The organism is Micromonospora sp. NPDC047730 (assembly GCF_043204765.1).
GTDB lineage: Bacteria > Actinomycetota > Actinomycetes > Mycobacteriales > Micromonosporaceae > Micromonospora.
In genome coordinates this window covers 78,616-105,006 of record NZ_JBIDCU010000019.1, presented here as the reverse complement: position 1 = coordinate 105,006, position 26,391 = coordinate 78,616, and the positions used below count along the sequence as shown (strand labels likewise).

Genomic DNA, 26,391 nt, shown 5'->3' with positions numbered 1-26,391 from the left:
CGTCCGCGCCGGGCCGATGGCGGCCGTGCCGGTGTCCCGAACTGTCGGGGCGGGCGGCTAGAGTCGCTGCCGTGACAGCTACGACGCCGCGCCTGCTCCTCGTCGACGGACATTCCATGGCATACCGGGCCTTCTTTGCCCTGCCCGTGGAAAACTTCTCCACCACGACGGGGCAGCCGACCAACGCCGTCTACGGCTTCACGTCCATGCTGATCAACGTGCTGCGCGACGAGCAGCCCACGCACATCGTCGTCGCCTTCGACGTCTCCCGCCGCTCGTTCCGCACCGAGAAGTACGCGGAGTACAAGGCCGGCCGCAGCGAGACCCCGACCGACTTCAAGGGCCAGGTCAGCCTGGTCAAGGAGGTCCTGGCGGCGCTGCGCGTCCCGGTGGTGGAGAAGGAGGGCTACGAGGCCGACGACATCATCGCCACCCTCGCCTGCCAGGCCCGCGACCAGGGCATGTCGGTGCTGATCAGCACCGGCGACCGGGACGCCTTCCAGCTCGTCGGTGAGAACATCACCGTGCTCTATCCGCGCAAGGGCGTCTCCGACCTGGCCCGGATGGATCCGGCGGCGATCGAGGCGAAGTACGGCGTCGCCCCGCAGCGCTACCGCGACCTGGCCGCCCTGGTCGGCGAGACCAGCGACAACCTGCCCGGCGTCCCGGGCGTCGGCCCGAAGACGGCCGCGAAGTGGATCAACCTGTACGGCGGGGTCGACGGCGTCGTCGCGCGGGCCGACGAGATCAAGGGCAAGGCCGGCGACAGCCTGCGCGAGCGGCTCGCCGACGTGATCCGCAACTACGAGATCAACTGCCTCGTCTCCGACCTGGAGCTGCCGCTGCGCCCCGAGGACGCCCGCTGGCAGGGGTGGGACCGCGAGGCCGTCCACCAGGTCTTCGACACCCTCGAGTTCCGCATCCTGCGCGACCGGCTCTACCAGTACCTGGAGGCCGTCGAGCCGGAGGCCGAGGCCGGCTTCGACCTGACCGGCGAGGTGCTCACCGCGCCCGGGGCGGTGGCCGGGTGGCTGGAGACGCACGCGCCGGCCGGCACCCCGGTGGGCGTGGCGGCGAAGCTCGACACCGGGCCCAACCGCCGGCACACCGCCTCCGTGACCGGCCTGGCCCTGGCGACCGCCGGCGGCGCGGCGGCCTGGCTCGACCCCGCCACCCTGGAGCCGGCCGACGAGGCGGCCCTGGCGGCCTGGCTGGCCGACGAGGCGCGGCCCAAGGTGCTGCACGACAGCAAGCCGGCCGTGCTCGCGTTCGCCGCGCACGGCTGGCGCCTGGACGGCATCCTCCGCGACACCCAGATCGCCGCCTACCTGGCCCGCCCCGACCAGCGCTCCTACGACCTGACCGACCTGGCCCTGCGCTACCTGCACCGCGAGCTGCGGGTCGACGCGCCGGAGACCGGTCAGCTCACCCTCGACGGCCTCGGCAACGACGGCGAGGCGGAGCAGAACCTCATGCTCCAGGCCCGGGCCACCCTCGACCTCGCCGACGCCATCGACGCCGAGCTCTCCCGCGACGGCGAGCAGTCCGCCCGGCTGATGGCCGGGGTGGAGCTGCCGCTGATGCGGGTGCTCGCCGGCATGGAGCGCACCGGCATCGCCGCCGACACGCACTACCTCTCCGAGCTGGAGGCGCACTTCGCCGCCGAGGTGAAGGCCGCCGCCCAGGGGGCGTACGCGGCGGTGGGGCGCGAGTTCAACCTCGGCTCGCCGAAGCAGTTGCAGGAGATCCTCTTCGGCGAGCTGGGCCTGCCCAAGACCAAGAAGATCAAGACCGGCTACACCACCGACGCCGACGCCCTGCAGTGGCTCCACGCGCAGAACCCGCACCCGGTGCTGGCCCACCTGCTGCGCCACCGGGACGTGGCCAAGCTCAAGACCACCGTCGACGGGCTGCTCAAGTCGGTCTCCGACGACGGGCGCATCCACACGACGTTCAACCAGACGGTGGCGGCCACCGGCCGGCTTTCCTCTACCGAGCCCAACCTGCAGAACATCCCGATCCGCACCGAGGAGGGGCGGCGGATCCGCCGCGCCTTCGTCGTCGGGGAGGGCTACGAGTGCCTGCTCACCGCCGACTACAGCCAGATCGAGATGCGCATCATGGCGCACCTGTCGTCGGACGACGCGCTCATCGAGGCGTTCAACTCCGGCGCCGACTTCCACGCCGCCACCGCCTCGTCCGTCTTCGGGGTGCCCCTCGACGAGGTCACCGCGGACCAGCGGCGCAAGATCAAGGCGATGAACTACGGCCTGGCGTACGGGCTGAGCGCGTTCGGCCTCTCCCAGCAGCTCGGCATCACCGCCGAGGAGGCGCGCGGGCTGATGGAGGACTACTTCGCCGGCTTCGGCGGGGTGCGCGACTACCTCCAGGAGATCGTCTCCCGGGCCCGGCACGACGGCTACACCTCGACGATCCTGGGGCGCCGGCGCTACCTGCCCGACCTGGTGAGCGACAACCGGCAGCGCCGGGAGATGGCCGAGCGGATGGCGCTCAACGCGCCGATCCAGGGCTCGGCCGCCGACATCATCAAGGTGGCCATGCTGCACGTCGACACCGCGCTGCGCGAGGCTGGCCTGCGCTCGCGGATGCTGCTCCAGGTGCACGACGAGCTGGTGTTCGAGGTTGCGCCCGGCGAGCGGGAGGCCCTCGAGGCGCTGGTGCGGCGGGAGATGGGCGGGGCGTACCCGCTGTCGGTGCCGCTGGAGGTGTCGGTCGGCGAGGGGCGGGACTGGAACAGCGCCGACCACTGAGTGTCTTCGTGGTGGGTTGCGGGGCGGCCCGACCCGCTCCGGGCGGTCAGGCGTGATCCCTGCGCTGGTCGGGCTGCCCCGCAACCCGTCGCGGGTCGGCGTCGTGTCGGCCCGTTCCGGCGTACCACCCCTGCCGGACGTCGTGGCCGGGTCCGGTTCACCGTCCCGGTCCCCGGCGGGACTTCGGCGGGGCGCCGTGCCGCTCCAGGGCCTTCCGGGACGGTCCGCCGGGCGGCGGGAGCGGGGCCTTGACGGGATCGTGACCCCAGTTCATCAGGGAGTACCGCCACCGGGTCTGGCGCACGTCGCCGCTCGGTCGCTGCGCCATGTGCCGCCGGACGTACCCGACGACCTTGCGCATGTGCCGGTAGTCGTCCTCGGAGAGCTGGTCGCGCTTGCGGCGCAGCAGGCTGATGATCCTGCGGCCGGACTCGTGCCCCACCGACTCGCCGCCCTTGGTGCCCTTCCGCCAGCCGACATGCTTCGACTCGTCGGTCTCCAGCCACGTCGACAGCTCGCCGGGCTTCATGTTCACCGCCTCGGTGAACTCCCGATAGACGTCCCGACCCTCGTCACCCCCGCTCATGGCGCAGCACCTCCGGTCGGTGGGCGACGTCCCGGCCCGAGTCGTCGTTGCGGATCCGGTACTGCGGGTGCTCCGGGGACGCGTTCACGGCGTGCCCGCGCACGTGCGTCCGGTCGATCAGCTTCTCCTTGACCACGCCGTACGCCCGGCCGCTGTGACTGGCCCAGGAGACGTGGTCACCCTTGCGGAACTCGTTCTGCTCGGCCATGCCGGGTGGGTACCCGGCGTCGATGCCAGGAAACGGGGGGACCGGCTAGGGGGTGATCTCGGCGATCGGCAGCTTGATCTCGAACGGCTCGCTGAGTTCGACCAGCTCGGCGCTGTCGGTGATCAGTTCGTACTGCCGCTCTCCGCCCGGCCCGAGCCGCTCGCCCCGGCGGTAGGCGTACAGGTGCACGGGGTCCTGTTCGATGCGCCAGTAGAACGGGATGCCCGCGGCGGCGTACTCACCCGGCTTGGCGAACCTGTCGGTGCGCCGCGTACCCGGGGACACCACCTCCACGGCGAGGATGACGTCGTCAGGCACGAGCAGTGACCGGTCGGGGGTCACCTCGGCCCGGCGCAGCAGCACGTCCGGCTGTCGACTGGTGTTCGCGTTGAGGGCCACGCCGACGGCCTGAGCGGCGCGGAGGTGGGCGGGGGCGTGGGTCCGCAGCCACAGCCAGAGCAGGCTGGAGATGTCCTGGTGGCCCAGGGTGGGGGAGGGTGTCACCTGGATGACTCCGTCGACGAGTTCGACGCGCGGGGCGTCGTCCGGCAGGTTGAGCAGATCCTCCAGCGTGTAGTCCGCACGCTGCTGCCGGATCGGGTCAGGACACCAGGGGCCAGGTGGTGTCGCGATCGGCTCGGCGCTCACCGGCTCAGCGTAACCCTGCGGGCGGCCCTGGCCGCCGCACCGGCTGTCCGGCTTCTCGGGCGGGCTTCTCGGCGACGAAGATGGCAGTGCCGGGAAAGAGGCGGCCGCGCAGCGGGCTCCACTGCCCCCAGATCCCCTCGTGCCCCTCGGGCCACTCCGGCTCGACCAGGTTGACCAGGCCGAACCCGGCGCCCACGATCTCCCGGATCCGGTCGCCGAGCGTGCGGTGCTGCTCGACGTAGGTGGCCGCGCCGGTCTCGTCCTGCTCCACGTAGGGGGAGCGGTCGAAGTACGAGTGCGTGGCGGTCAGCCCGCCCTCGCCCGGGTCGTCGAGGAAGATCCACCGCATCGGGTGGGTCACCGAGAACACCCAGCGACCGCCGGGGCGCAGCACCCGGAACACCTCGCGCATCACCGCCGCCGAGTCGGCCACGAACGGGATCGCCCCGAACGCCGTGCACGCGGTGTCGAACGCCGCGTCGGCGAAGGGCAGCGCCAGCGCGTCGGCCTGCACCAGCGGCACGCGTACGCCGGTGCGCGCGGCGGCGAGGGCGGCGTGTCGCAACATGCCGGCGGACAGGTCCATGGCGACCGGCCGGGCGCCCCGGGTGGCGAGCCACCGCGCGGCGGCCGCGGCGCCGCAGCCGACCTCCAGCACACGCCGCCCGGTCAGTTCGCCCAGCAGCCGTACGTCCGCCTCGCGTACCCCCTCGGGGCACCAGACGAAGTCGAGGTCGCCGAGGAAGCCGCCGTGCTCGGCCTGATAGTCGTCGGCGTCGGTGTCCCACCAGTGGCGGCTGGCGCGCCGGGCCTCGGCGTCGCCCACCCGGCGCCGGGTCACCCGGCTGCTGTCGTCGTCCACCCGCTCACGCTAGTGCCTCTCCCGCAGGGCGCGGCGGCGGGCGGCGAGCCCCCGGGCGTGGCGGAACAGGGGTGGCGCTACGGTTCCCGGTGGTGCCGTTGTGACGGACGCGACAGGTGGGACAGCTTCCTACCGAAATCTCCGCTTTCGCAGGTGGCGAGGCGGCGAGAGGGCGGGAGGCCTTGCACGCTGTGGTAATGCAGCGGGTAGGCTAGACGATGCGCTCGCGAATCGTGTGCCTCGGCAGGGAGCAGGTGCGCGGTCTCCGGGACCACTGGCGGAGTTACCTCCATGATCTCACTCGATCTTCGGTGTGCCCGGCGACGGATCCGCTGGCGCGAACAGGTCACCGCGACACCAGCCTGCTGTGACACACCATCCGACCGGAGCAACCGCCCACATGACGAGCAGCATCGAGGCCCCCTCGAGCGCCACCCGGGTCACCCACGACGATCTCGGTTCCGAGGAGGCTTTCCTCGCCGCGATCGACGAGACCATCAAGTACTTCAACGACGGCGACATTGTCGAAGGCACCGTCGTCAAGGTCGATCGGGACGAGGTCCTGCTCGACATCGGCTACAAGACCGAGGGCGTCATCCCCTCTCGGGAGTTGTCGATCAAGCACGACGTGGACCCGGCCGAGGTCGTTTCGGTTGGTGATCACATCGAGGCCCTGGTCCTCCAGAAGGAGGACAAGGAGGGGCGTCTGATCCTCTCCAAGAAGCGGGCGCAGTACGAGCGGGCCTGGGGCACCATCGAGAAGATCAAGGACGAGGACGGCGTCGTCCGCGGCTCGGTCATCGAGGTGGTCAAGGGCGGCCTCATCCTCGACATCGGGCTGCGCGGCTTCCTGCCCGCCTCCCTGGTCGAGATGCGTCGGGTGCGGGACCTGCAGCCGTACGTCGGCCGTGAGCTCGAGGCCAAGATCATCGAGCTGGACAAGAACCGCAACAACGTGGTCCTGTCCCGCCGGGCCTGGCTGGAGCAGACGCAGTCCGAGGTGCGCACCGAGTTCCTCAACAAGCTGCAGAAGGGCCAGGTCCGCAAGGGCGTCGTGTCCTCGATCGTCAACTTCGGCGCGTTCGTCGACCTGGGCGGCGTGGACGGCCTGGTGCACGTCTCCGAGCTGTCCTGGAAGCACATCGACCACCCGTCCGAGGTCGTCGAGGTGGGCCAGGAGGTCGAGGTCGAGGTCCTGGACGTCGACCTGGACCGCGAGCGGGTCTCGCTGTCGCTGAAGGCGACCCAGGAGGACCCGTGGCGGCAGTTCGCCCGCACCCACGCGATCCAGCAGATCGTGCCGGGTAAGGTCACCAAGCTGGTGCCGTTCGGCGCCTTCGTCCGGGTGGACGACGGCATCGAGGGCCTGGTCCACATCTCCGAGCTGGCCGAGCGCCACGTGGAGATCCCGGAGCAGGTCGTCCAGGTCGGCTCCGAGGTCATGGTCAAGGTCATCGACATCGACCTGGAGCGCCGCCGGATCTCGCTGTCGCTCAAGCAGGCCAACGAGGGCTTCGTCGAGGGCGAGGAGCACTTCGACCCGACCCTCTACGGCATGGCCGCGACCTACGACGCCGAGGGCAACTACATCTACCCGGAGGGCTTCGACCCGGAGACGGGCGAGTGGCTCGAGGGGTACGACAAGCAGCGCGAGACCTGGGAGAACCAGTACGCCGAGGCCCGTCAGCGCTGGGAGGCCCACACCAAGCAGGTGCAGACCTCCCGCGCCGCCGACGCCGAGGCCGCTGCCAACCCGGCTCCGGCCGTCACCGGTGGCACCACCACCTCGACCAGCGCGGCCCCGAGCCGGCAGGCCGAGGAGCCGGCCGGCACCCTGGCCACCGACGAGGCGCTCGCCGCTCTGCGGGAGAAGCTCGCCGGCGGCAAGTGACCCGCTGAACGACGGACGAGGGCCCCGTCCCCGCGATCGCGAGATCGCCGGGGGCGGGGCCCTCGCCGTTGCCCGCCCCTGCCGGCCCCCGCTCCGGCGCGGGGCGGCCGCTCGGCGCCGCTCCGGCGGGCCCCGGCACCGGCCGGTTCGTTCCGGTGGGGCGGGGCGCCGGGCCCGTCCGTGCCGGTGGGGCCCGGAGGCCGGGCCCATCCACCCGGCGGCCAGCCAGACCGTGGCCCGGATGGCCCGCGCCGGCCTCCGTCCGGCGGGGCGGGCGTACCGGGCGCGGGCACCGGCCCCGTTTGGCGGTGCGGGGAAGATCGGGTTGACTGGTCCGGTGCTGATGGTGGGGTTGACCGGGGGGATCGGATCCGGCAAGAGCGCGGTGGCGTCCCGGCTGGCCGAGCGGGGCGCGGTGGTCATCGACGCCGACCAGGTGGCCCGGGAGGTGGTGGCGCCGGGCACCGAGGGACTGGCCGAGATCGTCGCGGCCTTCTCCGACCGGGTCCTCGACGCCGGCGGGGCCCTCGACCGGGCGGCGCTGGGCGCGGTGGTCTTCGCCGACGAGGCGGCCCGGCGTCGGCTGGAGGGGATCATCCATCCCCGCGTACGGGCCCGCACGGCCGAACTGGCCGCCGCGGCGGTGCCCGACGCGATCGTGGTCAACGACGTGCCGCTGCTGGTGGAGGTGGGGCTTGCGCCCACGTACCACCTGGTGGTCGTGGTGCAGACGGCGGTGGCCACCCGGTTGGCGCGGCTGGCCCGCGACCGCGGGATGGACCAGGCGGAGGCCGAGCGGCGGATCGCCGCGCAGGCCGACGACGCCCGACGCCGTGCCGCGGCGGACGTGGTGCTGACCAACGACGGCAGCCTCGCCGACCTGCACGCGGCGGTCGACGCGCTGTGGCAGGAGCGGCTGCTGCCCTACGAGGCGAACCTGCGCGAGCGGCGACCGGTGCGACCGCACCGCGTCGTGCTGACCGAGGCCGACCCGACCTGGCCGCAGCAGTACGCGCGGCTCGCCGCCCGGATCCGGCACGCGATCGCCCCCGCCGACCTGCGGATCGATCACATTGGCTCGACCGCGGTGCCCGGCCTCGCCGCCAAGGACGTGATCGACATCCAGCTCACCGTGCCGACCCTCGCCGACGCGGACGGCCCGCTGGCCGAGCGGCTCGCCGCCGCGGGCTTCCCGCGCCTGCCCGGCGACTGGTGGGACAACCCCCGGCTGCCCGGCAGCGGCCGGTGGGAGAAGCGGCTGCACGGCAGCGCCGACCCGGGCCGCCTCGTGTACCTGCACGTCCGCGCCGTGGACACGCCCGGCTGGCGGTACGCGCTGCTGATGCGCGACCACCTGCGTGCCGACCCGGACCAGCGGGCGGCCTACCTGCTGCTGAAGCGGGAACTGGCCGCCTCGGCCCCGGACAGCGCCACCTACACCACGGCGAAGGACCCGTGGTTCGACGAGGAGCACCTGCGCGCCGAGGACTGGGCGGCGCAGACCGGCTGGCGCCCCTGACCCGTCACCGGCCGCCGTCGCCGGCGCGCCGGGGCTCTGACGTCGCCCGGCGGCGACCCTGACCCCGATCGGTCATCGCCCGCCGGCCGGCGCTTCCGGGCGCTGCGGCGCCGGCCGGGCGGCGGGCAACCGGGGCACCGCGCCGGGGGCCAGGTCGAGCTGGGCCCAGGCACCCGACCGGGTACGCAGCTCCAGCCGGCGCAGCACGCCGGACCGGTCGATCCAGTAGCGCAGCAGCGCCCCGGACGTGCGCAGCTCGACCACGTCCACGGTCCTCCCGGACAGGCTGTCTCCGCGCACCCGGAGAGTGGCGCCCCGCGGCGCGGGCGACCGGGCGGCCCGCAGCGCCGCGCCGAGCAGCAGGCCCAGGTCGCCGGCCCGCGTCGGGTCGGCCCGCCAGCCCTGGGCGGGCGGCGGCAGCGGGGGCCGGCCGGGTGCCTCCACCGTGCCGGGAACCGTCGTGGCGGGGACCTCCGCCCGGGTCACGTCCGTCCCGTCGACGCGCAGCAGCGCCCGGTGCTCCGGTGCGCCGAGGTCGGCGACGGCCACGTACGCGGCCCGGTCGGTCCAGCTCACCCAGCCGGCGCCGCGCAGGTTGGTGCCGGCGGCGAGGGGCCCGGTGAGGGTGACGGAGGCGCCGCCGGCGGCGCGGAGCCGGGCGGGCAGCCGGTCCAGCCGGTCCCGCTCCCCGGCGGTCAGGGCCCGGGGCTGCCCGGGCCGGCCGCCGAGGGCGTCGACCGGCCGCAGCGTCGGCCGGTTGGTGCGGGTGAACTGCACGGTGACCGGCCCGACGCCGGGCAGTCCGGTCTCCAGCCGGTGCAGGCGGGCGTCGCGGTCCAGCCAGTAGCGCGGGTGGTCGCCCGTCGCCGCGGACGCGGGTGGCGGTGGCGTGCCCGGGGCCGACGGCGCCTGGAGGATGTCGACCCGCTCCGCCCCGACGGTGGCGCGGCCCACCCAGCGGGCGGCCGCCGAGGGCGGCTCGGGGCGGTCCGCGCCGAGCCGGAAGAGCAGGTCGAGCACGGCGGCGAGCCCTCGCCCGCCGGACGGGTCGTGCAGCCGCCAGCGGTCCGCCGGCGGCACCAGCGGAGGCGGTGCGGCGGTGGGCACCGCCGACGGGTCGGGCCGCAGCACGGCCACGGTCGGCGTGGCCTGCAGCAGGCCGCGTTCGGCGCCCGCGCCGGGCCCGCCGACGTCCAGGTAGACCAGCGGCCGGGACCAGTCGACCCAGCCGACCAGTTCGATGCGGTCGGACCCGGTGCCCGTCGTCACCCGCACCCCGGCCCGCAGGTCACGGTGGTTGGTGACCCGCATCGCGGCCAGCCGCTCGCGCTCGTCACCGGTCAGCGCCCGGGACGGCTCCGACCGGTCGGGCGACCAGCTCAGCAGCCCCGCGACCAGCGCCGCCGCGGAGAGCACGGCCACGACCGCGAGCACCAGGAGGGTGGTGCGCCGGCGGCCGGTCAGCACCCGCGGGACGGCCCCGGTGTGGGCGTCGTCGTGCGGCGGCCGGTCCTGCGGCGGGGAGGTAGGGTCGGCACGGGTGGCCCGGGCGGCGGAGGTGTCCACGGATGGTTGAACGGGATTCACCGTCGCGGGGTGACGAGCAGGGGCGCTCGCGGCGGCCGGTCAGCGCCTCGGGCGCGACCACGTCGGGTGCGCACGCCGGGCGTGCCGGGTGCTGCGACCCCTGTGCCGGGGGCGGGCCGGCCGCTGAGGGCCTGGCCGCCTGCCCGGTCGGCCGCCGCGAGCGGCCTACACCGAGAGCGTAGTCTCGTGAGATCGGCCACACAATGGGAATATCGAAGCCGATCAGGGACCGTCCGTAGTCGGAGCGGGGTGTCGGACCCCCGGCGTACCGTTGGGGTCATGGCGCTCGACATTCCCCGGCTCGACGGCCGCTTCCAGGTCGTCAGCGACTTCCAGCCGGCCGGCGACCAGCCGGCGGCCATCGACGACCTGGAGCGTCGGGTCCGACGCGGCGACCGCAACACGGTGCTGCTCGGCGCGACCGGCACCGGCAAGAGCGCCACCACGGCGTGGCTCGTCGAGCGGTTGCAGCGGCCGACGCTGGTGCTCGCGCCCAACAAGACGCTCTGCGCCCAGCTGGCCAAGGAGTTCAGCGAGCTGCTGCCGCACAACGCGGTGGAGTATTTCGTCTCCTACTACGACTACTACCAGCCCGAGGCCTACATCCCGCAGACCGACACCTACATCGAGAAGGACTCCTCGATCAACGAGGAGGTCGAGCGGCTGCGGCACTCGGCGACGATGTCGCTGCTGACCCGGCGCGACGTGGTGGTGGTGGCCACCGTCTCGGCGATCTACGGCCTGGGCACCCCGGAGGAATACCTCGACCGGGCCGTGCGCGTCGCCGTCGGGCAGGAGCTCGACCGCGACCAGCTGCTGCGCCGCCTGGTCGACATCCAGTATTCGCGCAACGACATGGCCTTCAACCGGGGCACCTTCCGGGTCCGGGGCGACACGCTGGAGATCATCCCGGCCTACGAGGAGCTGGCCGTCCGGATCGAGCTCTTCGGTGACGAGGTGGAGAAGCTCTACTATCTCAACCCGCTCACCGGCGACGTGGTCCGCGAGGTCGACCACCTGCTGATCTTCCCGGCCACCCACTACGCGGCCGGCCCGGAGCGGATGGAGCGGGCGATCCGCGACATCGAGGCCGAGCTGGGCGAGCGGTTGGCCGAGCTGGAGCGGCAGGGCAAGCTGTTGGAGGCCCAGCGGCTGCGGATGCGCACGACCTACGACATCGAGATGATGCGGCAGGTCGGTTTCTGCTCCGGCATCGAGAACTACTCGATGCACATCGACGGCCGGCTGCCGGGCAGCCCGCCGCACTGCCTGCTCGACTACTTCCCCGACGACTTCCTGGCGGTCGTCGACGAGTCGCACGTGACCATCCCGCAGATCGGCGGCATGTACGAGGGCGACGCGTCACGCAAGCGAATGCTGATCGACCACGGCTTCCGGCTGCCCAGCGCGGCCGACAACCGGCCGCTGCGGTTCGACGAGTTCCTGGAGCGGGTGGGCCAGATGGTCTTCCTGTCCGCCACGCCCGGCCCCTGGGAGCTGGAGCAGGCCCAGGGCGAGTTCGTCGAGCAGGTGATCCGGCCGACCGGCCTGATCGACCCCGAGGTCGTCGTGAAGCCCACCAAGGGCCAGATCGACGACCTGATGCACGAGATCAAGCTGCGCACCGAGCGCGACGAGCGGGTGCTGGTCACCACGCTGACGAAGAAGATGGCCGAGGACCTGTCCGACTACCTTTTGGAGAACGGCATCCGGGTGCGTTACCTGCACTCCGAGGTCGACACGTTGCGCCGGGTGGAGCTGCTGCGCGAGCTGCGTAAGGGCGACTACGACGTGCTGGTCGGCATCAACCTGCTCCGGGAGGGCCTCGACCTGCCCGAGGTGTCGCTGGTCGCCATCCTCGACGCCGACAAGGAGGGCTTCCTGCGCAGTGGCCGGTCGCTGATCCAGACCATCGGCCGGGCGGCCCGGAACGTCTCCGGCCAGGTCCACATGTACGCGGACAAGATCACTCCGTCGATGGCGGACGCGATCGACGAGACCAACCGGCGGCGGGCCAAGCAGATCGCGCACAACGAGGCGCACGGCATCAGCCCGGAGCCGCTGCGCAAGAAGATCCACGACATCCTCGACGACATCTACCGCGAGGCGGAGGACACGGAGAACAGCCGGGTCGGCGGGGCGGTGCGGCAGCTGTCCCGGGGCAAGGCGCCGGTGAAGGAGACCCGCAGTCGCGGCCGGGCCGGCGGTGCCGGGCCCGCGCGGGAGGGGATGGCCCGGGCCGAGCTGGCCCAGCTCATCCAGGAACTCAACGACCAGATGCTGGCCGCGGCGCGGGAGCTGCAGTTCGAGCTGGCCGCCCGGATCCGCGACGAGGTCGCCGACCTGAAGAAGGAGCTGCGCGGCATGGACGCCGCCGGCGTGAAGTAACCGCCCGGCTGGCGGCTCCGCGCGGTTCCGCCACGAGGCCGGCCCGTCGCCGAAGACCACCGGGCGTCGGCGGCCTCGGGCGCCGGGCCCGGTCGCGCCTGGGTACCGCACCGCCCGTGACCTGGCCGGCGACGTCTGCGCGTTCGGCACGTACCGGCCCTGACGGGCGGCCGGCGGGGCCCGGTCGGCAACGGGGCTACTAGTCTCGATTGCGGTACGCGAGCAGACTATTGCGCTGGGTGATCGTGCTGCGTAATCTCCCTCGGTGGGGAGGCGGGGATGCCGTTGCCAACGAGTCCGGTCATTCGACGCGCGCGGTTGGGCGCCGAGCTGCGCCAGTTGCGCAGGCGGGAGGGGCTGACACTGGAGCAGGTCTGCGACCGGCTCGGCTGGGCGTCCACCTCCAAGCTGTCCCGCATCGAGCTGGGGCAGAGCCGGCCGGATCTCGCCGACGTCCTCGATCTGCTCGACGTCTACGAGGTGCCGCCGCCACAGCGGGAGGCGCTCATCGTCATCGCCCGCGACGCCGCCACCAGCCGGGGCTGGTGGAAGGCATTGGGGGAGATGGGGGAGCGGCAGCGCACCTACGCCGAGCTGGAGGCGGGGGCGGCGACCATCGTGGACTGGCAGCCCGCCGTCGTGCCGGGGCTGCTCCAGACCCCGGCGTACGCGCGGCTGCGGATCGCCGCCGGGCGGCTGCTCGACCCGACCGTCGACGTGGAGGCCGACGTGCGCGCCCGCGCGATGCGGCACGAGGTGCTGCGGCGCACCGATCCGCCCCGCTACACGGCGCTGCTCGCCGAGGCGGCCTGCGAGGCCGGCGACATTCCGCCGCAGGTGTGGCAGGAGCAGCTGCGGTTCCTGGTCGACCTGGCCGGCCTGCCGCACGTGACGATCCGGCTGCTGCCCCGGGGCGTCGCCGCGCGGGGCGGGGCGCAGCCGCTCACGCCGTACTCCTGCTACTCGTTCCCCGACCCGGCCGACCCCCGCACCGTGATGCTGGAGGCGCTGACCACCGACGTGCGCCTGGCGACGACGGCCGACGTCGACCGCTACGACCAGCTCACCGGTTGGCTGCTGGACGCGGCGCTCAGCCCGGAGGAGACGAGCGCGGCGCTGAGCCGTCGTGCCGCCGGGTGACCCCTGCCGGCGCACCGGGGCGGCGACGCCCACCGACAGACCCGGCCGGGTGCGCGCAGCGCGGCCGAGCCGGGGAGCAGTGGCGTCGGCGCGCGGATCAGAGGTGGCGGCGGAACCCGCCCTCCGAGTCGATCACCTGCCCGGTGATCCAGTCGGCGTCGGCTGAGCAGAGGAAGCGCACCAGCCGGGCCGCGTCCTGCGGGGTGCCCCAGCGTCCGGCCGGGAAGAGCTGGGCGATCTCGGCGTGCGCCTCGGGTGAGGCGTATCCGGTGTCGGTCGGGCCCGGGTGGACGCAGTTGACGGTGATGCCCTGCGGCATCAGCAGCGGGGAGAGCTGGAACGTGGCGTTCTCCACCGCCGCCTTGCTCACCGCGTAGGCGAGGGTATGCGGCATCGGACCGAGGCGCTGCCCGCTGGAGAAGAGCACCAGCCGGCCGCCCGATCCGGCGGTGAACGCCGCCGCGAAAGCCTCGGCGAGCAGGAGGGTGGCCCGCACGTTGACCAACAGGTGCCGGTCGACCTCGGCCGGGTCCAACGCGCCGAACGGCGTGTCGGTGCAGTAGGCGTGCACGGCGACCACCGCGTCGAGCCGACCGTGCCGGCGTACCGCCTCGGCCACCAGCTCGGCGGGCGCGGCCGGGTCGAGCAGGTCGGCCGCGACGTAGCTGGCGCCGCCCAACGCGCCCAGCAGGGTCGGCACGCCCTCGGGATCGCCGCCGTAGGGCTGGGCTTCGTCGAACTCCGGCAGGCCGGTGAGCAACAGCCGCCAACCGTCCGCGGCGAGCGTGCGGGCGACCGCCGCGCCGATGCCGATCCGCCGGCTCACGCCCGTCACCAGGGCCACCCGGTCCGTCATGATCGCCAGTCAACCCGCACGGGCGGTCGCCGGCCACCCGATTTCGCCGCGCGGCCACCGGGCCCGGCGCCCCCGAGCCCGTCGGGACCGGCAGCCGGCGCGTGCACCGCGCAGGGTAGGGCAGGGGTACGACAGCCTCAGGCCGGCACGTCCACGAAGTGCTCGACCAGCGGCGGGTTGGCGAAGTACGGGCCGATCAGCGCCCGCCACTGCGTGAAGCGCTCGGTGCCCCGGAAGTTGTCGTTGTGCGCCTCGACCGAGTCCCACTCGACCAGCAGCACGAACCGGGACGGGGACTCCATGCCCCGGGTCATCCGCACCGACCGGCAGCCCGGCGTCCCGGCGAGCACCGGGTGTCCCTTGCCGTACGCGGCGGCGAACTCGTCCTCGTGTCCCGGCAGTACGTCGATGAGCGCGACCTCAAGCACCATGGCCGCAGCCTTTCACGTCGCCCCGGCGGCCCGCCGTCGCGGGGGCCTGTTCCCGGTGGTCGGGCGGATCTAGGGTGGGCGCGCGGAGAGGGGAGAGGCATGATCGACTGGCTTACCGGCACGGCGTTCACCATGGCGGGCACCGGCACGACCCGCGCGGAGCTGCTGGGCTTCGCCACCGGGGTGCTCAACGTCTGGCTGGTGGCCCGGCAGCGGATTGCCAACTGGCCGGTCGGCATCGCCAACGTGTTGCTGCTGATGCTGCTGTTCTGGACCGCCGGCCTGTACGCCGACGCCGGCCTCCAGGTCGTCTACGTCGTCCTGGGCCTGTACGGGTGGTGGGCGTGGCTCTACGGCGGCGAGCGGCGCAGCCGGCTGACGGTCCGCGGGACGAGCCGTCGGGAGTGGTGGGCGCTGGGGCTGGCCGGGGTGGCGCTGACCGGAGCGCTGTGGGTGCTGCTGGACCGGGCCACCGACTCGACGGTGCCGCTGCCGGACGCGCTGACCACCGCGCTGTCGCTGCTGGCCACGTACGGGCAGACCCGCAAGCTGGTGGAGAGCTGGTGGCTGTGGATCGCGGCCGACCTGATTTACATCCCGCTCTACGCCTACAAGGGCCTGTACCTCACGGCGGCGCTCTACCTGATCTTCCTCGGCCTCTGTGTGCTCGGGCTGCGCGAGTGGCGGGCGGACCTGCGGCGCGGCGCCGGCGCGACCCGGGCGCCGTCCGGTCCGGCCCCGGTGGCGGCATGACGGGCCCGGCGCCGGCCGACGAACGCCCGGCGGCGGGCGGCGGCGCGGCCGGGCCGGGGGCGCCGGAGTTCCGGCACGGGCTGGTGGTGGGCAAGTTCTATCCGCCGCACGCCGGCCACCACGGGCTGATCGAGGCCGCCGCCGCCCGCTGCGCGGCCGTCACCGTGGTGGTGGCGCCGTCGCGCCGGGAGTCGATCCCGCTCGGGTTGCGGCTGGACTGGCTGCGCGAGGTGCACGCGGACACCCCGTGGGTCCGCTTCGTCGGCCGATACGACGACCACCCGGTGGACTACGCCGACCCGGCCGTGTGGGACCTGCACTGCGCGGTGTTCCGCGAGGCGCTGGGCGGGCGGCGGGTGGACGCCGTCTTCTCCTCCGAGGCGTACGGCGAGGAACTGGCCCGGCGCTTCGACGCCGTCGGCGTGTGCGTGGACCAGGGGCGGCGGTGCGTGCCGGTCTCCGGGACGGCGGTGCGTGCGGACCCGGCGGGCCACTGGGACCGGCTCAGCGCGCCGGTGCGGGCGTGGTTCCTGCGGCGGGTGGTGGTGGTCGGCGCGGAGTCCACCGGCACCACCACGATGGCCGCCGCCCTCGCGGAGCACTACGGCACCGGGTGGGTCCCCGAGTACGGCCGGGAGCTGACCGAACGGAAGCTGGCCCGGCTGCGCGAGCGGGACCCGGCGGCCACGATCTTCGACGTGTCCTGGGACCGTGACGACTTCGCCGAGGTGGTCCGGGAGCAGCAGGCGGCGGAGGACGCGGCGGCCCGGTCGTGCGGCCCGCTGCTGTTCTGCGACACCGACGCCCGGGCCACCGCCGTGTGGGAGGAGCGCTACCTCGGGTCGGCGTCGGCGCGGGTGCGGGCGGCGGCCCGGCGGCCCGCGCTGTACCTGCTGACCGACCACGTCGGGGTGCCCTTCGACGACGACGGGCTGCGCGACGGGGAGCACCTGCGGGCGTGGATGACCGGGCGGTTCCGGACGGAGTTGGCCGGGTGCGGGGTGCCGGTGGTCGAGCTGACCGGCCCGCATCCGGAGCGGCTGGCCCGCGCGGTGGCCGCCTGCGACGCGTTGCTCGCGGCCGGCTGGCCGCTGGCCGACCCGTTGGTGCCCGGCGGGTCGCCGGCGGACCCGCGCGACCCCGCCACCCCGGAGCACCTAGCCTCGCGCGACCCCGCCAACCGGGAGCACCTAGCCTCCTAGGATGGCGTACGCAGAGTGCGCTCAGGATCACCGAGAGGGTCGGCGGCTGTCGGTGGGCTAAGACACGGCCAGCCCGAGGTGCGGTGGCTGGGCCCGGTGGGCAAGAATGGCGGACGAGGAGGGGAGTATTCCCCCGTGACGGAGTCGTCAGCACGGTCGAGCGTCGGTCCCCGGTGCGCGACCCGGCCCCGTCGGTCACCGCCCGCAGGACGGTGACGGAAGAGACCTCCGACAGTCACCAGAGTCAGCGTCACCGGCACACCGCGCCCACCGAGGGCGTACGGTGTGCCCGTCGTTGCGTGTCTGCCGGAGGAATGAGCCTTGGACGTGTCCGGACTGGTCTGGGCGGCGACCCTTGTCGTACTGACCGCGATCCTGCTCGTGGATCTGCTGATCATCGGTCGGCGCCCCCACGAGCCGAGCGTGCGTGAGTCGAGCCTGTGGGTCGGCTTCTATGTCGCACTGGCCCTGATCTTCGGCGCCGGCGTCTGGCTCGCCTCCGGGGCGGGCGCGGCGGGGGAGTTCTACACCGGCTGGCTGACGGAGTACAGCCTCTCGGTCGACAATCTCTTCGTCTTCGTGATCATCATGGCGCGCTTCGGGGTGCCCCGGAAGTACCAGCAGAAGGTGCTGCTCATCGGCATCGTGCTGGCGCTGGTCATGCGGGGCGGGTTCATCGCCGCCGGCGCCGCGCTGATCTCCCAGTTCTCCTGGGTGTTCTACATCTTCGGCGCGTTCCTCATCTACACCGCGATCAACTTCGTCCGGCAGGGCGAGCCGGACGAGGACGACTTCAGCGAGAACGTGATGATCCGGTGGAGCCGCAAGGCGCTGCCGATCTCGAAGGACTACGACGGCGCCAGGCTGACCACCCACTCGCCGAAGGGCAAGCGGATCTTCACCCCGATGCTGATCGTCATGATCGCCATCGGCACCACCGACCTGATCTTCGCGCTCGACTCGATCCCGGCGATCTTCGGCATCACGCAGGAGCCGTACCTGGTCTTCACCGCGAACGTCTTCGCGCTGATGGGTCTGCGGCAGCTCTACTTCCTGCTCGGCGGCCTGTTGGACCGGCTCATCTACCTCACCTACGGCCTGGCCGTGGTGCTCGGCTTCATCGGCGTGAAGCTGGTGCTGGAGGCCCTGGCCGGCAACAACCTGGCGTTCATCAACGGTGGGCAGCACGTCTCCTGGGCCCCGCACATCCCGATCTGGCTCTCGCTGACCGTCATCCTCGGCACCCTCGCCGTGGCGACCGTCGCCAGCCTGGTCAAGTCCTCCCGCGACCAGCGCCGCCTGCTGTCCGACGCCCGCCGCTGAGGCGTACCCACGCGACGAGGGGGCGCTCCCGGACCGGGAGCGCCCCCTCGTGCCGTACGCGGGTCAGACCCGGTGCGCGCCGACCAGGGTGGCGGTGCGTTCGGCCGGCAGCCGCTCCTCCAGCACCCGGCGCCGCAGGTAGCAGGCGTGCAGCATCCGCCGGTCGTCGCCGGGACGCGGGTCGGCGGTGACGATGCCGATGTGGTGGATCTTCCGGCCGGGCCGGGCGAAGAAGTAGAGGTCGCCGGGGCGTTCCGTGCCCAGCGGCACCGGCGTGGTCGCCGCGGCCTGGTCGTCGGCGTCGCGCGGCAGCAGCACGCCGAGCCGCCGCCAGGCCAGGTGGACCAGGCCGGAGCAGTCGATGCCGTACGCGGACACGCCGCCCCAGATGTAGACGACGTCGACCAGCCGCTGGGCGACGTCCAGCACCTCCCCGGCCGACGGGGGCGTGGTGGGCACCGGCACGGCGTGGGCGGCGGGCAGCCAGAGCGGGTCGGCGTGACCGGGGGCGTGCACGGGGCGCCATCCGTCGACCGCCGGGCCGGTCGGGGCCAGCCGGGTGCCGAGGACCACTCCGGGCACGACCTCGGCCCCGCCCGGGGCGGTGTGCAGGGCGGTGACGGTGGCGTCGACCACGAGCGACTCGGCGTCGGCGGGGACCGCGCCCGGGGCGAGCTGCTCGGCGGGGAGCCAGCCGGGGTAGCCGCGCGGGTGCAGCCCGGGGGCCGGCTGCTCGACGGCCACCACGTGCGCCCAGCCGTCCGGGCGCACGTCGGTGACGAGCACCCGCTCGCCGAGCAGCAGTTGGCTCAGCACGCAGTCGCCGACCTGCTGGTCGGTGTCCAACCCGGAGATCCAGGCCGCGATGTCGGTGCGCGCGGCCAGGGCGGGACCGTCGACGGGTCGTACCGCCTCGGGAGAGGCCCAGAGGGTCGCGACGGCGACCCGGACCACGGCCTCCCGGCCCGGTTGCAGCTCCACGTCCACCCCCAGCTCGATCGTTCCCGCGACCCTATGAAAGTTTCCGCCAGTCAGCAATCGCCAGTCTGCATCTTTGCTTCAGTCACGGAGGTCACGCCGAGGCCCGGCGCGTCCGGCAGCACGACGGTCGCGCCGTCGTACCGGAGGCCGTCCCGCACCGGCGACCGGGCCAGCCACCACGCGGCGTCCAGGTCGGCGACGGCCGTGGTGCCGTAGGCGGCGACCAGGCTGGCGGCGGCGCCGATGCCCACCTGGCTCTCCATCATCGACCCGACGACGGTGCCGAGGCCGTGCGCGGCGGCCAGGTCGAGCAGGGTCCGGGCGGGGTGCAGGCCGCCGCACTTGGCGAGCTTGACGTTGACCATGTCGGCGGCCCGGCGGCGGATGACCTCGACCAGGTCGCGGACGCCGAAGACGGCCTCGTCGGCGAGGACCGGCACGTCCACCCGGTCGCTGACCCAGGCCAGCCCGTCGAGGTCCCAGCGCGGGACCGGCTGCTCGACCAGTTCCACGTCCAGCCCCGCGTCCTCGACGCCGCGGATCACCCGGACCGCCTCGCGCGGGGTCCAGCCCTGGTTGGCGTCGAGCCGGATCCGTACGTCCGGGCCGACTGCCGTCCGCACGGCGCGGACCCGCTCCAGGTCGCCGGCCGCGTCGGTGCCCACCTTCATCTTGAGCACGCCGAAGCCCTCCGCCTGCCGCTGCCGGGCCGCCGCCGCGAGATCCACCGCGTCGCCTGCGGCGAGCGTGACGTCCGTGGGGACCCGCAGGGCCGTGCCGCCGAGCAGCCGCACCAGCGGTACGCCGAGCCGCCGCGCCGCCAGGTCGTGCAGGGCGACGTCGACGGCCGCCTTCGCCGCCTCGTTGCCGGCGACGGCCCGCTGCACCTCGGTGCAACGGGCCACCAGGTCGTCGGCGTCGCGCCCGGTGAGCGCCGGGCCGAGCAGGTCGCGGACGCACGCCTCGGAGCCGGCCACCGACGCCCCGGTCACCTGCCACACCTGTGGCGCCTCGCCGTAGCCGGAGCGGCCGTCGGCGTCGACGACCTCCACCACCAGGGTCTCCACGGTGGTGGTGCGGCGCAGCGCGGTGACGAACGGGGTGTGCAGGGGGGCGGAGAGCCGGTGGGTGCGCACCGCGGCGATCGTCATGTCCGGCACCCTATACGGACACACACGAGCGAAGGGGAGGCCGGCATGAGCGAGCGAATCATGGGGTGCGGTGCGGTGGCGCCTCGTGGCGGCACGGAGCGGAGCGGAGTGCCGGCATGAGCGAGCGGGGCTGGGATCTGGTGGGTGCGCCGAACGCCCGGGACCTCGGCGGGCTGGTCGGCGTGGACGGCCGGCGGGTGCGGCCGGGCGTGCTGATCCGCACCCCGGCGCTGGGCCGGCTGGCCGACGAGGACCTGCCGGTGCTGGCGAAGCTCGGCCCGGCCTGCGTGGTCGACCTGCGGGACCGTTCGGAGATCGTGGTCGCCCCGCCGGACCGGCTGCCGGGTGAGCCCACCGTCGTGCACCTGCCGGTGCACGACGCCGAACACCCCGTCTTCACCTACGTCTCGGCGGTGCTGCTCGGGCACGACCTGGGCGCGTACGCGGCCCTGGCCGAGCAGGGCACCCCGGCGGCGATGGCGGCGATCTACCGCTGGTTCGTCACGGGGGCGTCGGCGCGGGAGAGCTTCGGCGCGGCGGTGCGGCTGGCCGCGGAGGCGCGGAACCTGCCGCTGGTCTACCACTGTTCGGCCGGCAAGGACCGCACCGGCTGGTTGACGGTGCTGCTGCTCAGCGCGCTCGGCGTGGACGAGGCCGCGATCCGGGCGGACTACCTGGCGAACAACGCGCTGACCGAGAGCCTGCGGGAGGTCCTCCTGGAGGCGATGCGCCGGCGGCAGCCGGGGCTGGACGTCGGGGCGGTGCGGCCGGTGCTGGAGGCGCGCGAGGACTACTTCGACGCCGCGTACGGGGAGGTGCGCCGGGTGCACGGCTCGTTCGGGGCGTACCTGCGCGACGGGCTCGGGATCACCGACGACGTCGTGGCGGCGCTGCGGGCGCACCTGCTGGAGTGACGGCACCGCGCGGCGCCGGCCCAGGTGGGCCGACCGGCCGTCACAGGTCGTGTCGGGCGGCCCAGGCGGCGGCGGAGATCCCGGCGATCAGCCGGCAGGCGTCGTCCTCCGCCTCGTCGCCGTCGGGGCCGCCGTCGGCGAGGTCGGTGGTGGTGCAGGCGACCACCGCGTACGCCGGCGCGTCGTCGGGGAAGACCACCCCGGCGCCGTGCCGCACGCCGTGCACCCAGCCGTTCTTGTGCGCGATGCGGGTGCCCTCGGGCAGCCCGGCGGCGAGGTCCTCGCGGTGCTCCTGGGCGAACAGCACGTCGAGCATGGCGGCGCAGCCGGCCGGCGAGGCGAGCGGGCCCGGGGTGTCCGCCCCGGTGGCGAGCGCGCCGAGCAGGGCGGCCAGGTCGGCGGCGGTGACCAGGTTGGTGATGCCCGCCTCGCGGGCGGCGAAGTCCTCGATGCCCCGCCCGGTGACGCTGTGCCGGGCCCCGGCGAGCGCCCAGACCTCCGCCACCGCCGGCAGGCCGACGTGGCCGATGACGATGTTGGTGGCCAGGTTGCTGGAGCGGACGATCATCCGGTGGGCGAGCCAGCGCAGCGGCGCGCTGTCGCCGACCCGGTCCCAGACGGCCTCGTCGTTGTCGTAGTGGCGGGCGCAGGAGAATCGGGGCGCGCCGGGCAGCGCCGAGTCGAACTTGTTGCGCACCGGCACCGGGGCGTCCAGGTCGAGGGCACCGGCCTCGGCGGCCCGGTGCAGCGCGACGAGCACCGCCGCCTTCATGGTGCTGGCCGCGTAGTGGGTGGCGTCGGCGTGCCGGGTCCAGGCGGGGGCGGCGCCGGGCCGCCCCACGTACGCCGACACGGTGCCGGGCACCCCGTCCAGGTGGGCGTCGAGCTCGTCCCAGGTCATGCGGCTGACCGTAGCGGACCACCGGCGGGGCGGCGGAACGGGGCGGAGCGCCGTACCGTGCGGGGATGACGGTTGCCGCCTACGACGCGCACGCCGACTGGTACGAGGCGTTCGCGACCGACACGTCCAGCGACTACATGACCCGGGTCCGCGGCCGGTTGCGCGACCTGCTCGGCGCCGGCGCCGGCCGCTGCCTCGACCTGTGCTGCGGCACCGGCCTGCAGGCGGCGGAGCTGCGCCGGCTGGGGTGGCAGCCGGTGGGGGTCGACCTGTCGGGCGGGCAGTTGCGGCACGCCCGGCCGCGCCTGCCGGTGGCCCGCGCCGACGCGGCGGCGCTGCCGGTCGCCGACGGCTCGGTGCCGGCCGTGGCGTGCGTGCTCGCCCACACCGACGTGCCGAACTACGCGGCGGTGCTCGCCGAGGCGGCCCGGGTGCTCGCGCCCGGCGGGCGGTTCGTCCACGTCGGAGTGCACCCGTGCTTCGTCGGGGCGTTCGCCGACCGGTCCGACGCGGAGCGGATCGTGGTCGACGGCGGCTACGCCGACCGGGAGCGCAGCTTCCGGGCCTGGACGCCGCACGGGGTGCGGGTGCGGGTGGGTGCGTGGCACGTCCCGCTGGCCGACCTGCTCAACGCGGTCACCGACGCCGGCCTGACCCTGGTCCGCGCGGCCGAGTCCGGCCCCGGCCCGGTGCCCGACCTCTTCGCCTTCCTCGCCACCCGCCCCGCCTGACCCGGGCGTCGTGAACGGGCGGAGCCCGGACCGCGTGGGGCGGTCCGGGCTCCGGAAAGGCTGCGGTCGTACGTCAGCCGGCGTGCTTGCGGCGGGCGGCGGCCCGGCCGCGGGCGGTCTGGTCGAGCACCACCTTGCGGATCCGGACGGCGGCCGGGGTGACCTCGACGCACTCGTCCTCGCGGCAGAACTCGAGGGCCTGCTCCAGCGACAGCTTGCGCGGCGGGATCAGCTTCTCGGTCTCGTCGGCCGTGGAGGAGCGCATGTTGGTCAGCTTCTTCTCCTTGGTGATGTTGACGTCCATGTCGTCGGAGCGGGAGTTCTCCCCGACGATCATGCCCTCGTACACCTCGGTGCCGGGCTCGACGAAGAGCTGACCGCGCTCCTGGAGGTTGGTCATCGCGAACGCGGTGACCGCGCCCGAGCGGTCGGCGACCAGCGAGCCGTTGTTGCGGGTGCGCAGCTCGCCGACCCACGGCTCGTACGACTCGAACACGTGGTGCAGGATGCCGGTGCCCCGGGTCTCGGTGAGGAACTCGGTGCGGAAGCCGATCAGGCCGCGGGCCGGGACCAGCCACTCCATCCGGATCCAGCCGGTGCCGTGGTTGACCAGCTGCTCCATCCGGCCCTTGCGGGTCGCGAGGAGCTGGGTGATCGCGCCGAGGTACTCCTCGGGGGCGTCGATGGTGAGCCGCTCGACCGGCTCGCAGGTCTTCCCGTCGATCTCCCTGGTGACGACCTGCGGCTTGCCCACGGTCAGCTCGTAGGACTCGCGGCGCATCTGCTCGACCAGGATGGCCAGGGCCAGCTCGCCGCGGCCCTGCACCTCCCAGGCGTCCGGACGCTCGGTGGGCAGCACCCGCAGCGACACGTTGCCGATCAGCTCCTTGTCGAGCCGGTCCTTGACCATGCGGGCGGTGACCTTGGCTCCCTTGACCCGGCCGACCAGCGGCGAGGTGTTGGTGCCGATGGTCATCGAGATGGCCGGCTCGTCGACGGTGATCAGCGGCAGGGGCTGCGGGTTCTCCGCGTCGGCCAGGGTCTCACCGATCATGATCTCGGGGATGCCGGCGACCGCGATGATGTCGCCCGGGCCGGCCGAGTCGGCGGGCTTGCGCTCCAGGCCCTCGGTCATCAGCAGTTCGGAGATGCGGACCCGCTGGGTGCTGCCGTCGGTGCGGCACCAGGCCACGGTCTCGCCCTTGCGGATGGTGCCCTGCCGCACCCGGCACAGCGCCAGCCGGCCGAGGAACGGGGACGCGTCGAGGTTGGTGACGTGCGCCTGCAGCGGCGCGTCCTCCTCGTACGCGGGCGGCGGGATGGTGTCGAGCAGGGTGCGGAAGAGCGGCTCGAGGTTGTGGCTGTCGTCCGGGACCGCGCCGTCGGCGGGCTGGGTCAGCGAGGCGATGCCGTCGCGGGCGCAGGCGTAGACGATCGGGAAGTCGATCTGCTCCTCGTCGGCGTCCAGGTCGAGGAAGAGTTCGTAGGTGTCGTCCACGACCTCCTTGATGCGGGCGTCGGGACGGTCCACCTTGTTGATCACGAGGATGATCGGCATGCGGGCCTTGAGCGCCTTGCGGAGCACGAACCGGGTCTGCGGCAGGGGGCCCTCGCTGGCGTCCACCAGCAGTACCACCCCGTCGACCATGGTCAGGCCGCGCTCGACCTCGCCGCCGAAGTCGGCGTGGCCGGGGGTGTCGATGATGTTGATGGTCACCGGGTCGGAGCCGTCCGCCGGCATGTACCGCACGCCGGTGTTCTTGGCCAGGATGGTGATGCCCTTTTCCCGTTCGAGGTCCATCGAGTCCATGACCCGCTCGGTTACCTCGCCGCGGGCGCCGTAGGCGCCGGCCTGCCGCAACATGGCGTCGACCAGGGTCGTCTTGCCGTGGTCGACGTGGGCGATGATGGCGACGTTGCGGAGGTCGGTGCGAAGCTGCATACGCTTCATACTCCTGTCTGCGGTTGCCGGGGCACGCGTCGGGGTCTCCCCCCAGATGGCCCGGATCTCTGCCGAAACTGATGTTCCGACCGTTTCAGCGCCTGGCATGCTGACCCCCGTGGGAATGGGGGCCCGATGCACGACCTGCTGACCTGGCTGCAGGGCCTGCCGCCCCTGCTGATCTATGTGATCGCCGCGATGATCGTCGCGGGGGAGACCGCCGTGATCTTCGGTCTGCTGGTGCCGGGCGAGGCGACCCTGCTGCTGGTCGGTTTCCTAGCGTACGCGGGGACGCTGCGGCTCGCGCCGGCCCTGCTGGTGATGATCCTTGCAGCCGTGATCGGGGACACACTCGCGTTCCGTGCCGGCCGCCGGTACGGGCCCCGGCTGCGGGCCGGCCGGCTCGGGGCCTGGGTGGGCCACGAGCGGTGGGGCCGGGCGGACGGGATGCTGGGCCGGCTGGGCGGGCGTGGCGTGCTGACCGCCCGCTGGGTGGCCTTCGCCCGCACCCTGGTGCCCCGGCTGGCCGGCGCGGCGGGGATGCCGTACCGGCGGTTCGCGCCGTGGAACCTCGCCGGCGTGGTGACCTGGGTGGGCGGTTCGGTGCTGGCCGGCAACCTGGCCGGCGAGTCGTACGAGACGGTCTCCCGGCTGCTGGGGCGGGCCACCGGCGCCGTGCTGGTGCTGGTGGCCGCGCTGGTCGCGGTGGTGCTGGCGGGACGGTGGCTGGGCCGCAACCCGGACCCGGCGCGGGCGCTGGCGTCCCGGGCCGCCGGGCTGCGGCCGGTGCGCTGGCTCAGCGGCCGCTACGGCGTGCTGTTCTTCCTGCTCGCCATGCACGTGGGGCCGGCCTGGACGCTGCTGATCAATCTGGTCGGCGGGCTGCTGCTGCTCTTCGTGGCGGGGTTCGCCATCGCCTGGGTGCTGGGGGCGGTGGTCCGGCACAGCGGGCTGGCGGTGATCGACGGGGCCATCGCCGACTGGTTCGCCGACCGGCGTACGCCGGGGGCCGTCGACGTCACGCTGGTGGTCGTCTCGGCGCTGCGCGGGTCGACGCTGATCGTGCTGGTGGCCGTCGTGGCCGCGGTGCTGGCCTGGCGCAACCGGCCCTGGCGGGCCGACCTGCTCAGCGTGGTCGGCACGGTGGGGGCGTTCGTGCCGCTGGTGGTGCTCGCCGTGGTGGTCGACCTGACGGGTTCGGCCACCGGCGGCCCGGGGAGCCGGGATCCCGCCCTGTTCCCGACGCAGAACGCCGTGGTGGCGGCCAGCCTCTGCACCCTCGCCTGGCTGCTGTCGCGCGGGGCGCGCTGGCCGGTGGCGGTGGCCGCCTGGACCGGCGCGGCGGCCGGGATGGTCGGCATCGTCGGCGCCCGCCTCTACCTGGGGTGGAGCACCGCCAGCGGCAGCGCCACGGCGGTGCTGCTCGGGGTGGCGTGGACGGTGTTGTTCGTGGTGGCCTGGGCCACCCGCGACCGGGCGGTGGGCGACGCCCCGGCGGAACCGGAACCGGCGGCGGTGCGCGCCGACGCCTGACCGGGTCCGCGGCCTCCGCCGGGGCCGTGACGTCGCCGGGTGGGCGACCCCGACCTGGCGGGCCAGGTACACC

The 26,391-nt window shown here is 73.7% G+C and carries 22 protein-coding genes; 11 read left to right on the top strand and 11 right to left on the bottom strand.

What is annotated here, in order from left to right:
- The first annotated feature begins 71 nt into the window (after positions 1-71).
- Positions 72-2,771, top strand: coding sequence for a DNA polymerase I (gene polA, locus ACGF5G_RS30280; protein WP_393269011.1), 2,700 nt, complete (start codon positions 72-74; stop codon positions 2,769-2,771).
- 157 nt (positions 2,772-2,928) lie between these two features.
- Here polA and ACGF5G_RS30275 read toward each other — a convergent pair whose 3' ends face one another.
- The 4 genes from ACGF5G_RS30275 to ACGF5G_RS30260 are packed head-to-tail and all read right to left on the bottom strand — an operon-like array spanning position 2,929 to position 5,075.
- The gene (locus ACGF5G_RS30275) at positions 2,929-3,357 is read right to left on the bottom strand and encodes a DUF3140 domain-containing protein (protein ID WP_393269009.1); all 429 of its coding nucleotides are present in this window, start codon (positions 3,355-3,357) and stop codon (positions 2,929-2,931) included.
- A complete protein-coding gene (locus ACGF5G_RS30270) occupies positions 3,344-3,565 on the bottom strand; it encodes a DUF2945 domain-containing protein (protein ID WP_393269006.1) in 222 nt (73 codons plus the stop codon). The genes ACGF5G_RS30275 and ACGF5G_RS30270 overlap by 14 nt, the downstream gene beginning before the upstream one ends.
- 45 nt (positions 3,566-3,610) lie before the next feature.
- Entirely contained in the window at positions 3,611-4,213 is a 603-nt protein-coding gene (locus ACGF5G_RS30265) for a Uma2 family endonuclease (RefSeq protein WP_393269004.1), read from the bottom strand.
- A 4-nt stretch (positions 4,214-4,217) separates the two neighbouring features.
- Complete coding sequence (locus tag ACGF5G_RS30260) at positions 4,218-5,075, bottom strand: class I SAM-dependent methyltransferase (RefSeq protein ID WP_393269001.1); 858 nt, start codon at positions 5,073-5,075, stop codon at positions 4,218-4,220.
- Between the two features lie 400 nt (positions 5,076-5,475).
- Here ACGF5G_RS30260 and rpsA point away from each other — a divergent pair, with 400 nt between their 5' ends.
- Positions 5,476-6,966: a 30S ribosomal protein S1 gene (gene rpsA, locus ACGF5G_RS30255; RefSeq protein WP_357700111.1), complete on the top strand. Its 1,491-nt coding sequence runs from the start codon at positions 5,476-5,478 to the stop codon at positions 6,964-6,966.
- 337 nt (positions 6,967-7,303) lie between these two features.
- Entirely contained in the window at positions 7,304-8,485 is a 1,182-nt protein-coding gene (gene coaE, locus ACGF5G_RS30250; RefSeq protein ID WP_393269051.1) for a dephospho-CoA kinase, read from the top strand.
- Between the two features lie 72 nt (positions 8,486-8,557).
- On the opposite strand, the gene ACGF5G_RS30245 is transcribed toward coaE, so the two are convergent.
- Complete coding sequence (locus ACGF5G_RS30245) at positions 8,558-10,051, bottom strand: hypothetical protein (protein WP_393268998.1); 1,494 nt, start codon at positions 10,049-10,051, stop codon at positions 8,558-8,560.
- A 300-nt stretch (positions 10,052-10,351) separates the two neighbouring features.
- Here ACGF5G_RS30245 and uvrB point away from each other — a divergent pair, with 300 nt between their 5' ends.
- Positions 10,352-12,460, top strand: a complete 2,109-nt coding sequence (uvrB, locus tag ACGF5G_RS30240) for an excinuclease ABC subunit UvrB (protein WP_393268995.1) — start codon at positions 10,352-10,354, stop codon at positions 12,458-12,460.
- A gap of 279 nt (positions 12,461-12,739) precedes the next feature.
- Positions 12,740-13,600, top strand: a complete 861-nt coding sequence (locus tag ACGF5G_RS30235; RefSeq protein ID WP_393268993.1) for a helix-turn-helix domain-containing protein — start codon at positions 12,740-12,742, stop codon at positions 13,598-13,600.
- A 97-nt stretch (positions 13,601-13,697) separates the two neighbouring features.
- On the opposite strand, the gene ACGF5G_RS30230 is transcribed toward ACGF5G_RS30235, so the two are convergent.
- The gene (locus tag ACGF5G_RS30230) at positions 13,698-14,456 is read right to left on the bottom strand and encodes an SDR family oxidoreductase (RefSeq protein ID WP_393268990.1); all 759 of its coding nucleotides are present in this window, start codon (positions 14,454-14,456) and stop codon (positions 13,698-13,700) included.
- Between the two features lie 137 nt (positions 14,457-14,593).
- On the bottom strand, positions 14,594-14,887 hold the full coding sequence (locus tag ACGF5G_RS30225; RefSeq protein ID WP_393268988.1) for an antibiotic biosynthesis monooxygenase family protein: 294 nt from the start codon (positions 14,885-14,887) through the stop codon (positions 14,594-14,596).
- A gap of 99 nt (positions 14,888-14,986) precedes the next feature.
- Here ACGF5G_RS30225 and pnuC point away from each other — a divergent pair, with 99 nt between their 5' ends.
- The 3 genes from pnuC to ACGF5G_RS30210 all read left to right on the top strand — a co-directional run bounded on the left by pnuC (position 14,987) and on the right by ACGF5G_RS30210 (position 18,165).
- Positions 14,987-15,640 carry a nicotinamide riboside transporter PnuC gene (gene pnuC / locus ACGF5G_RS30220; protein WP_393268985.1) on the top strand — a complete coding sequence of 218 codons (654 nt, stop codon included), beginning with the start codon at positions 14,987-14,989 and terminating at the stop codon, positions 15,638-15,640.
- Positions 15,637-16,842, top strand: a complete 1,206-nt coding sequence (locus ACGF5G_RS30215) for an AAA family ATPase (RefSeq protein ID WP_393268983.1) — start codon at positions 15,637-15,639, stop codon at positions 16,840-16,842. Before pnuC ends, ACGF5G_RS30215 begins: the two co-directional genes overlap by 4 nt.
- A gap of 321 nt (positions 16,843-17,163) precedes the next feature.
- The gene (locus tag ACGF5G_RS30210) at positions 17,164-18,165 is read left to right on the top strand and encodes a TerC family protein (RefSeq protein WP_393268981.1); all 1,002 of its coding nucleotides are present in this window, start codon (positions 17,164-17,166) and stop codon (positions 18,163-18,165) included.
- Positions 18,166-18,228: 63 nt separating this feature from the next.
- Here ACGF5G_RS30210 and ACGF5G_RS30205 read toward each other — a convergent pair whose 3' ends face one another.
- Both ACGF5G_RS30205 and ACGF5G_RS30200 read right to left on the bottom strand, forming a co-directional pair.
- Positions 18,229-19,146 carry an NlpC/P60 family protein gene (locus ACGF5G_RS30205; protein ID WP_393268978.1) on the bottom strand — a complete coding sequence of 306 codons (918 nt, stop codon included), beginning with the start codon at positions 19,144-19,146 and terminating at the stop codon, positions 18,229-18,231.
- Positions 19,147-19,196: 50 nt separating this feature from the next.
- Positions 19,197-20,297, bottom strand: coding sequence for a mandelate racemase/muconate lactonizing enzyme family protein (locus ACGF5G_RS30200; RefSeq protein ID WP_393268976.1), 1,101 nt, complete (start codon positions 20,295-20,297; stop codon positions 19,197-19,199).
- 116 nt (positions 20,298-20,413) lie between these two features.
- Between ACGF5G_RS30200 and ACGF5G_RS30195 the strand changes: the two genes are divergently transcribed.
- Positions 20,414-21,211, top strand: a complete 798-nt coding sequence (locus ACGF5G_RS30195; RefSeq protein WP_393268973.1) for a tyrosine-protein phosphatase — start codon at positions 20,414-20,416, stop codon at positions 21,209-21,211.
- 40 nt (positions 21,212-21,251) lie between these two features.
- Here ACGF5G_RS30195 and ACGF5G_RS30190 read toward each other — a convergent pair whose 3' ends face one another.
- Positions 21,252-22,112 (bottom strand): serine hydrolase, encoded by an 861-nt coding sequence (locus tag ACGF5G_RS30190; RefSeq protein ID WP_393268970.1) that lies wholly within the window; start codon positions 22,110-22,112, stop codon positions 21,252-21,254.
- 65 nt (positions 22,113-22,177) lie between these two features.
- On the opposite strand from ACGF5G_RS30190, the gene ACGF5G_RS30185 reads away from it, so the two are divergent.
- Complete coding sequence (locus ACGF5G_RS30185) at positions 22,178-22,843, top strand: class I SAM-dependent methyltransferase (protein WP_393268968.1); 666 nt, start codon at positions 22,178-22,180, stop codon at positions 22,841-22,843.
- A 73-nt stretch (positions 22,844-22,916) separates the two neighbouring features.
- Here the strand turns inward: ACGF5G_RS30185 and typA are convergent, their stop codons facing one another.
- A complete protein-coding gene (gene typA, locus ACGF5G_RS30180) occupies positions 22,917-24,785 on the bottom strand; it encodes a translational GTPase TypA (protein ID WP_393268965.1) in 1,869 nt (622 codons plus the stop codon).
- Between the two features lie 135 nt (positions 24,786-24,920).
- Between typA and ACGF5G_RS30175 the strand changes: the two genes are divergently transcribed.
- A complete protein-coding gene (locus ACGF5G_RS30175) occupies positions 24,921-26,318 on the top strand; it encodes a DedA family protein (protein ID WP_393268962.1) in 1,398 nt (465 codons plus the stop codon).
- Positions 26,319-26,391: the final 73 nt, after the last annotated feature.

What these genes read in the sequence shown, in the direction of transcription:
- ACGF5G_RS30200 (WP_393268976.1), bottom strand. Translation starts at nt 20,297, where the DNA reads ATGACGATCGCCGCGGTGCGCACCCACCGGCTCTCCGCCCCCCTGCAC.
- ACGF5G_RS30185 (WP_393268968.1), top strand. Translation starts at nt 22,178, where the DNA reads ATGACGGTTGCCGCCTACGACGCGCACGCCGACTGGTACGAGGCGTTC.
- ACGF5G_RS30275 (WP_393269009.1), bottom strand. Translation starts at nt 3,357, where the DNA reads ATGAGCGGGGGTGACGAGGGTCGGGACGTCTATCGGGAGTTCACCGAG.
- ACGF5G_RS30190 (WP_393268970.1), bottom strand. Translation starts at nt 22,112, where the DNA reads ATGACCTGGGACGAGCTCGACGCCCACCTGGACGGGGTGCCCGGCACC.
- ACGF5G_RS30225 (WP_393268988.1), bottom strand. Translation starts at nt 14,887, where the DNA reads ATGGTGCTTGAGGTCGCGCTCATCGACGTACTGCCGGGACACGAGGAC.
- ACGF5G_RS30270 (WP_393269006.1), bottom strand. Translation starts at nt 3,565, where the DNA reads ATGGCCGAGCAGAACGAGTTCCGCAAGGGTGACCACGTCTCCTGGGCC.
- uvrB (WP_393268995.1), top strand. Translation starts at nt 10,352, where the DNA reads ATGGCGCTCGACATTCCCCGGCTCGACGGCCGCTTCCAGGTCGTCAGC.
- typA (WP_393268965.1), bottom strand. Translation starts at nt 24,785, where the DNA reads ATGCAGCTTCGCACCGACCTCCGCAACGTCGCCATCATCGCCCACGTC.
- ACGF5G_RS30230 (WP_393268990.1), bottom strand. Translation starts at nt 14,456, where the DNA reads ATGACGGACCGGGTGGCCCTGGTGACGGGCGTGAGCCGGCGGATCGGC.
- ACGF5G_RS30195 (WP_393268973.1), top strand. Translation starts at nt 20,414, where the DNA reads ATGAGCGAGCGGGGCTGGGATCTGGTGGGTGCGCCGAACGCCCGGGAC.
- ACGF5G_RS30215 (WP_393268983.1), top strand. Translation starts at nt 15,637, where the DNA reads ATGACGGGCCCGGCGCCGGCCGACGAACGCCCGGCGGCGGGCGGCGGC.
- pnuC (WP_393268985.1), top strand. Translation starts at nt 14,987, where the DNA reads ATGATCGACTGGCTTACCGGCACGGCGTTCACCATGGCGGGCACCGGC.
- ACGF5G_RS30235 (WP_393268993.1), top strand. Translation starts at nt 12,740, where the DNA reads ATGCCGTTGCCAACGAGTCCGGTCATTCGACGCGCGCGGTTGGGCGCC.
- ACGF5G_RS30175 (WP_393268962.1), top strand. Translation starts at nt 24,921, where the DNA reads ATGCACGACCTGCTGACCTGGCTGCAGGGCCTGCCGCCCCTGCTGATC.
- rpsA (WP_357700111.1), top strand. Translation starts at nt 5,476, where the DNA reads ATGACGAGCAGCATCGAGGCCCCCTCGAGCGCCACCCGGGTCACCCAC.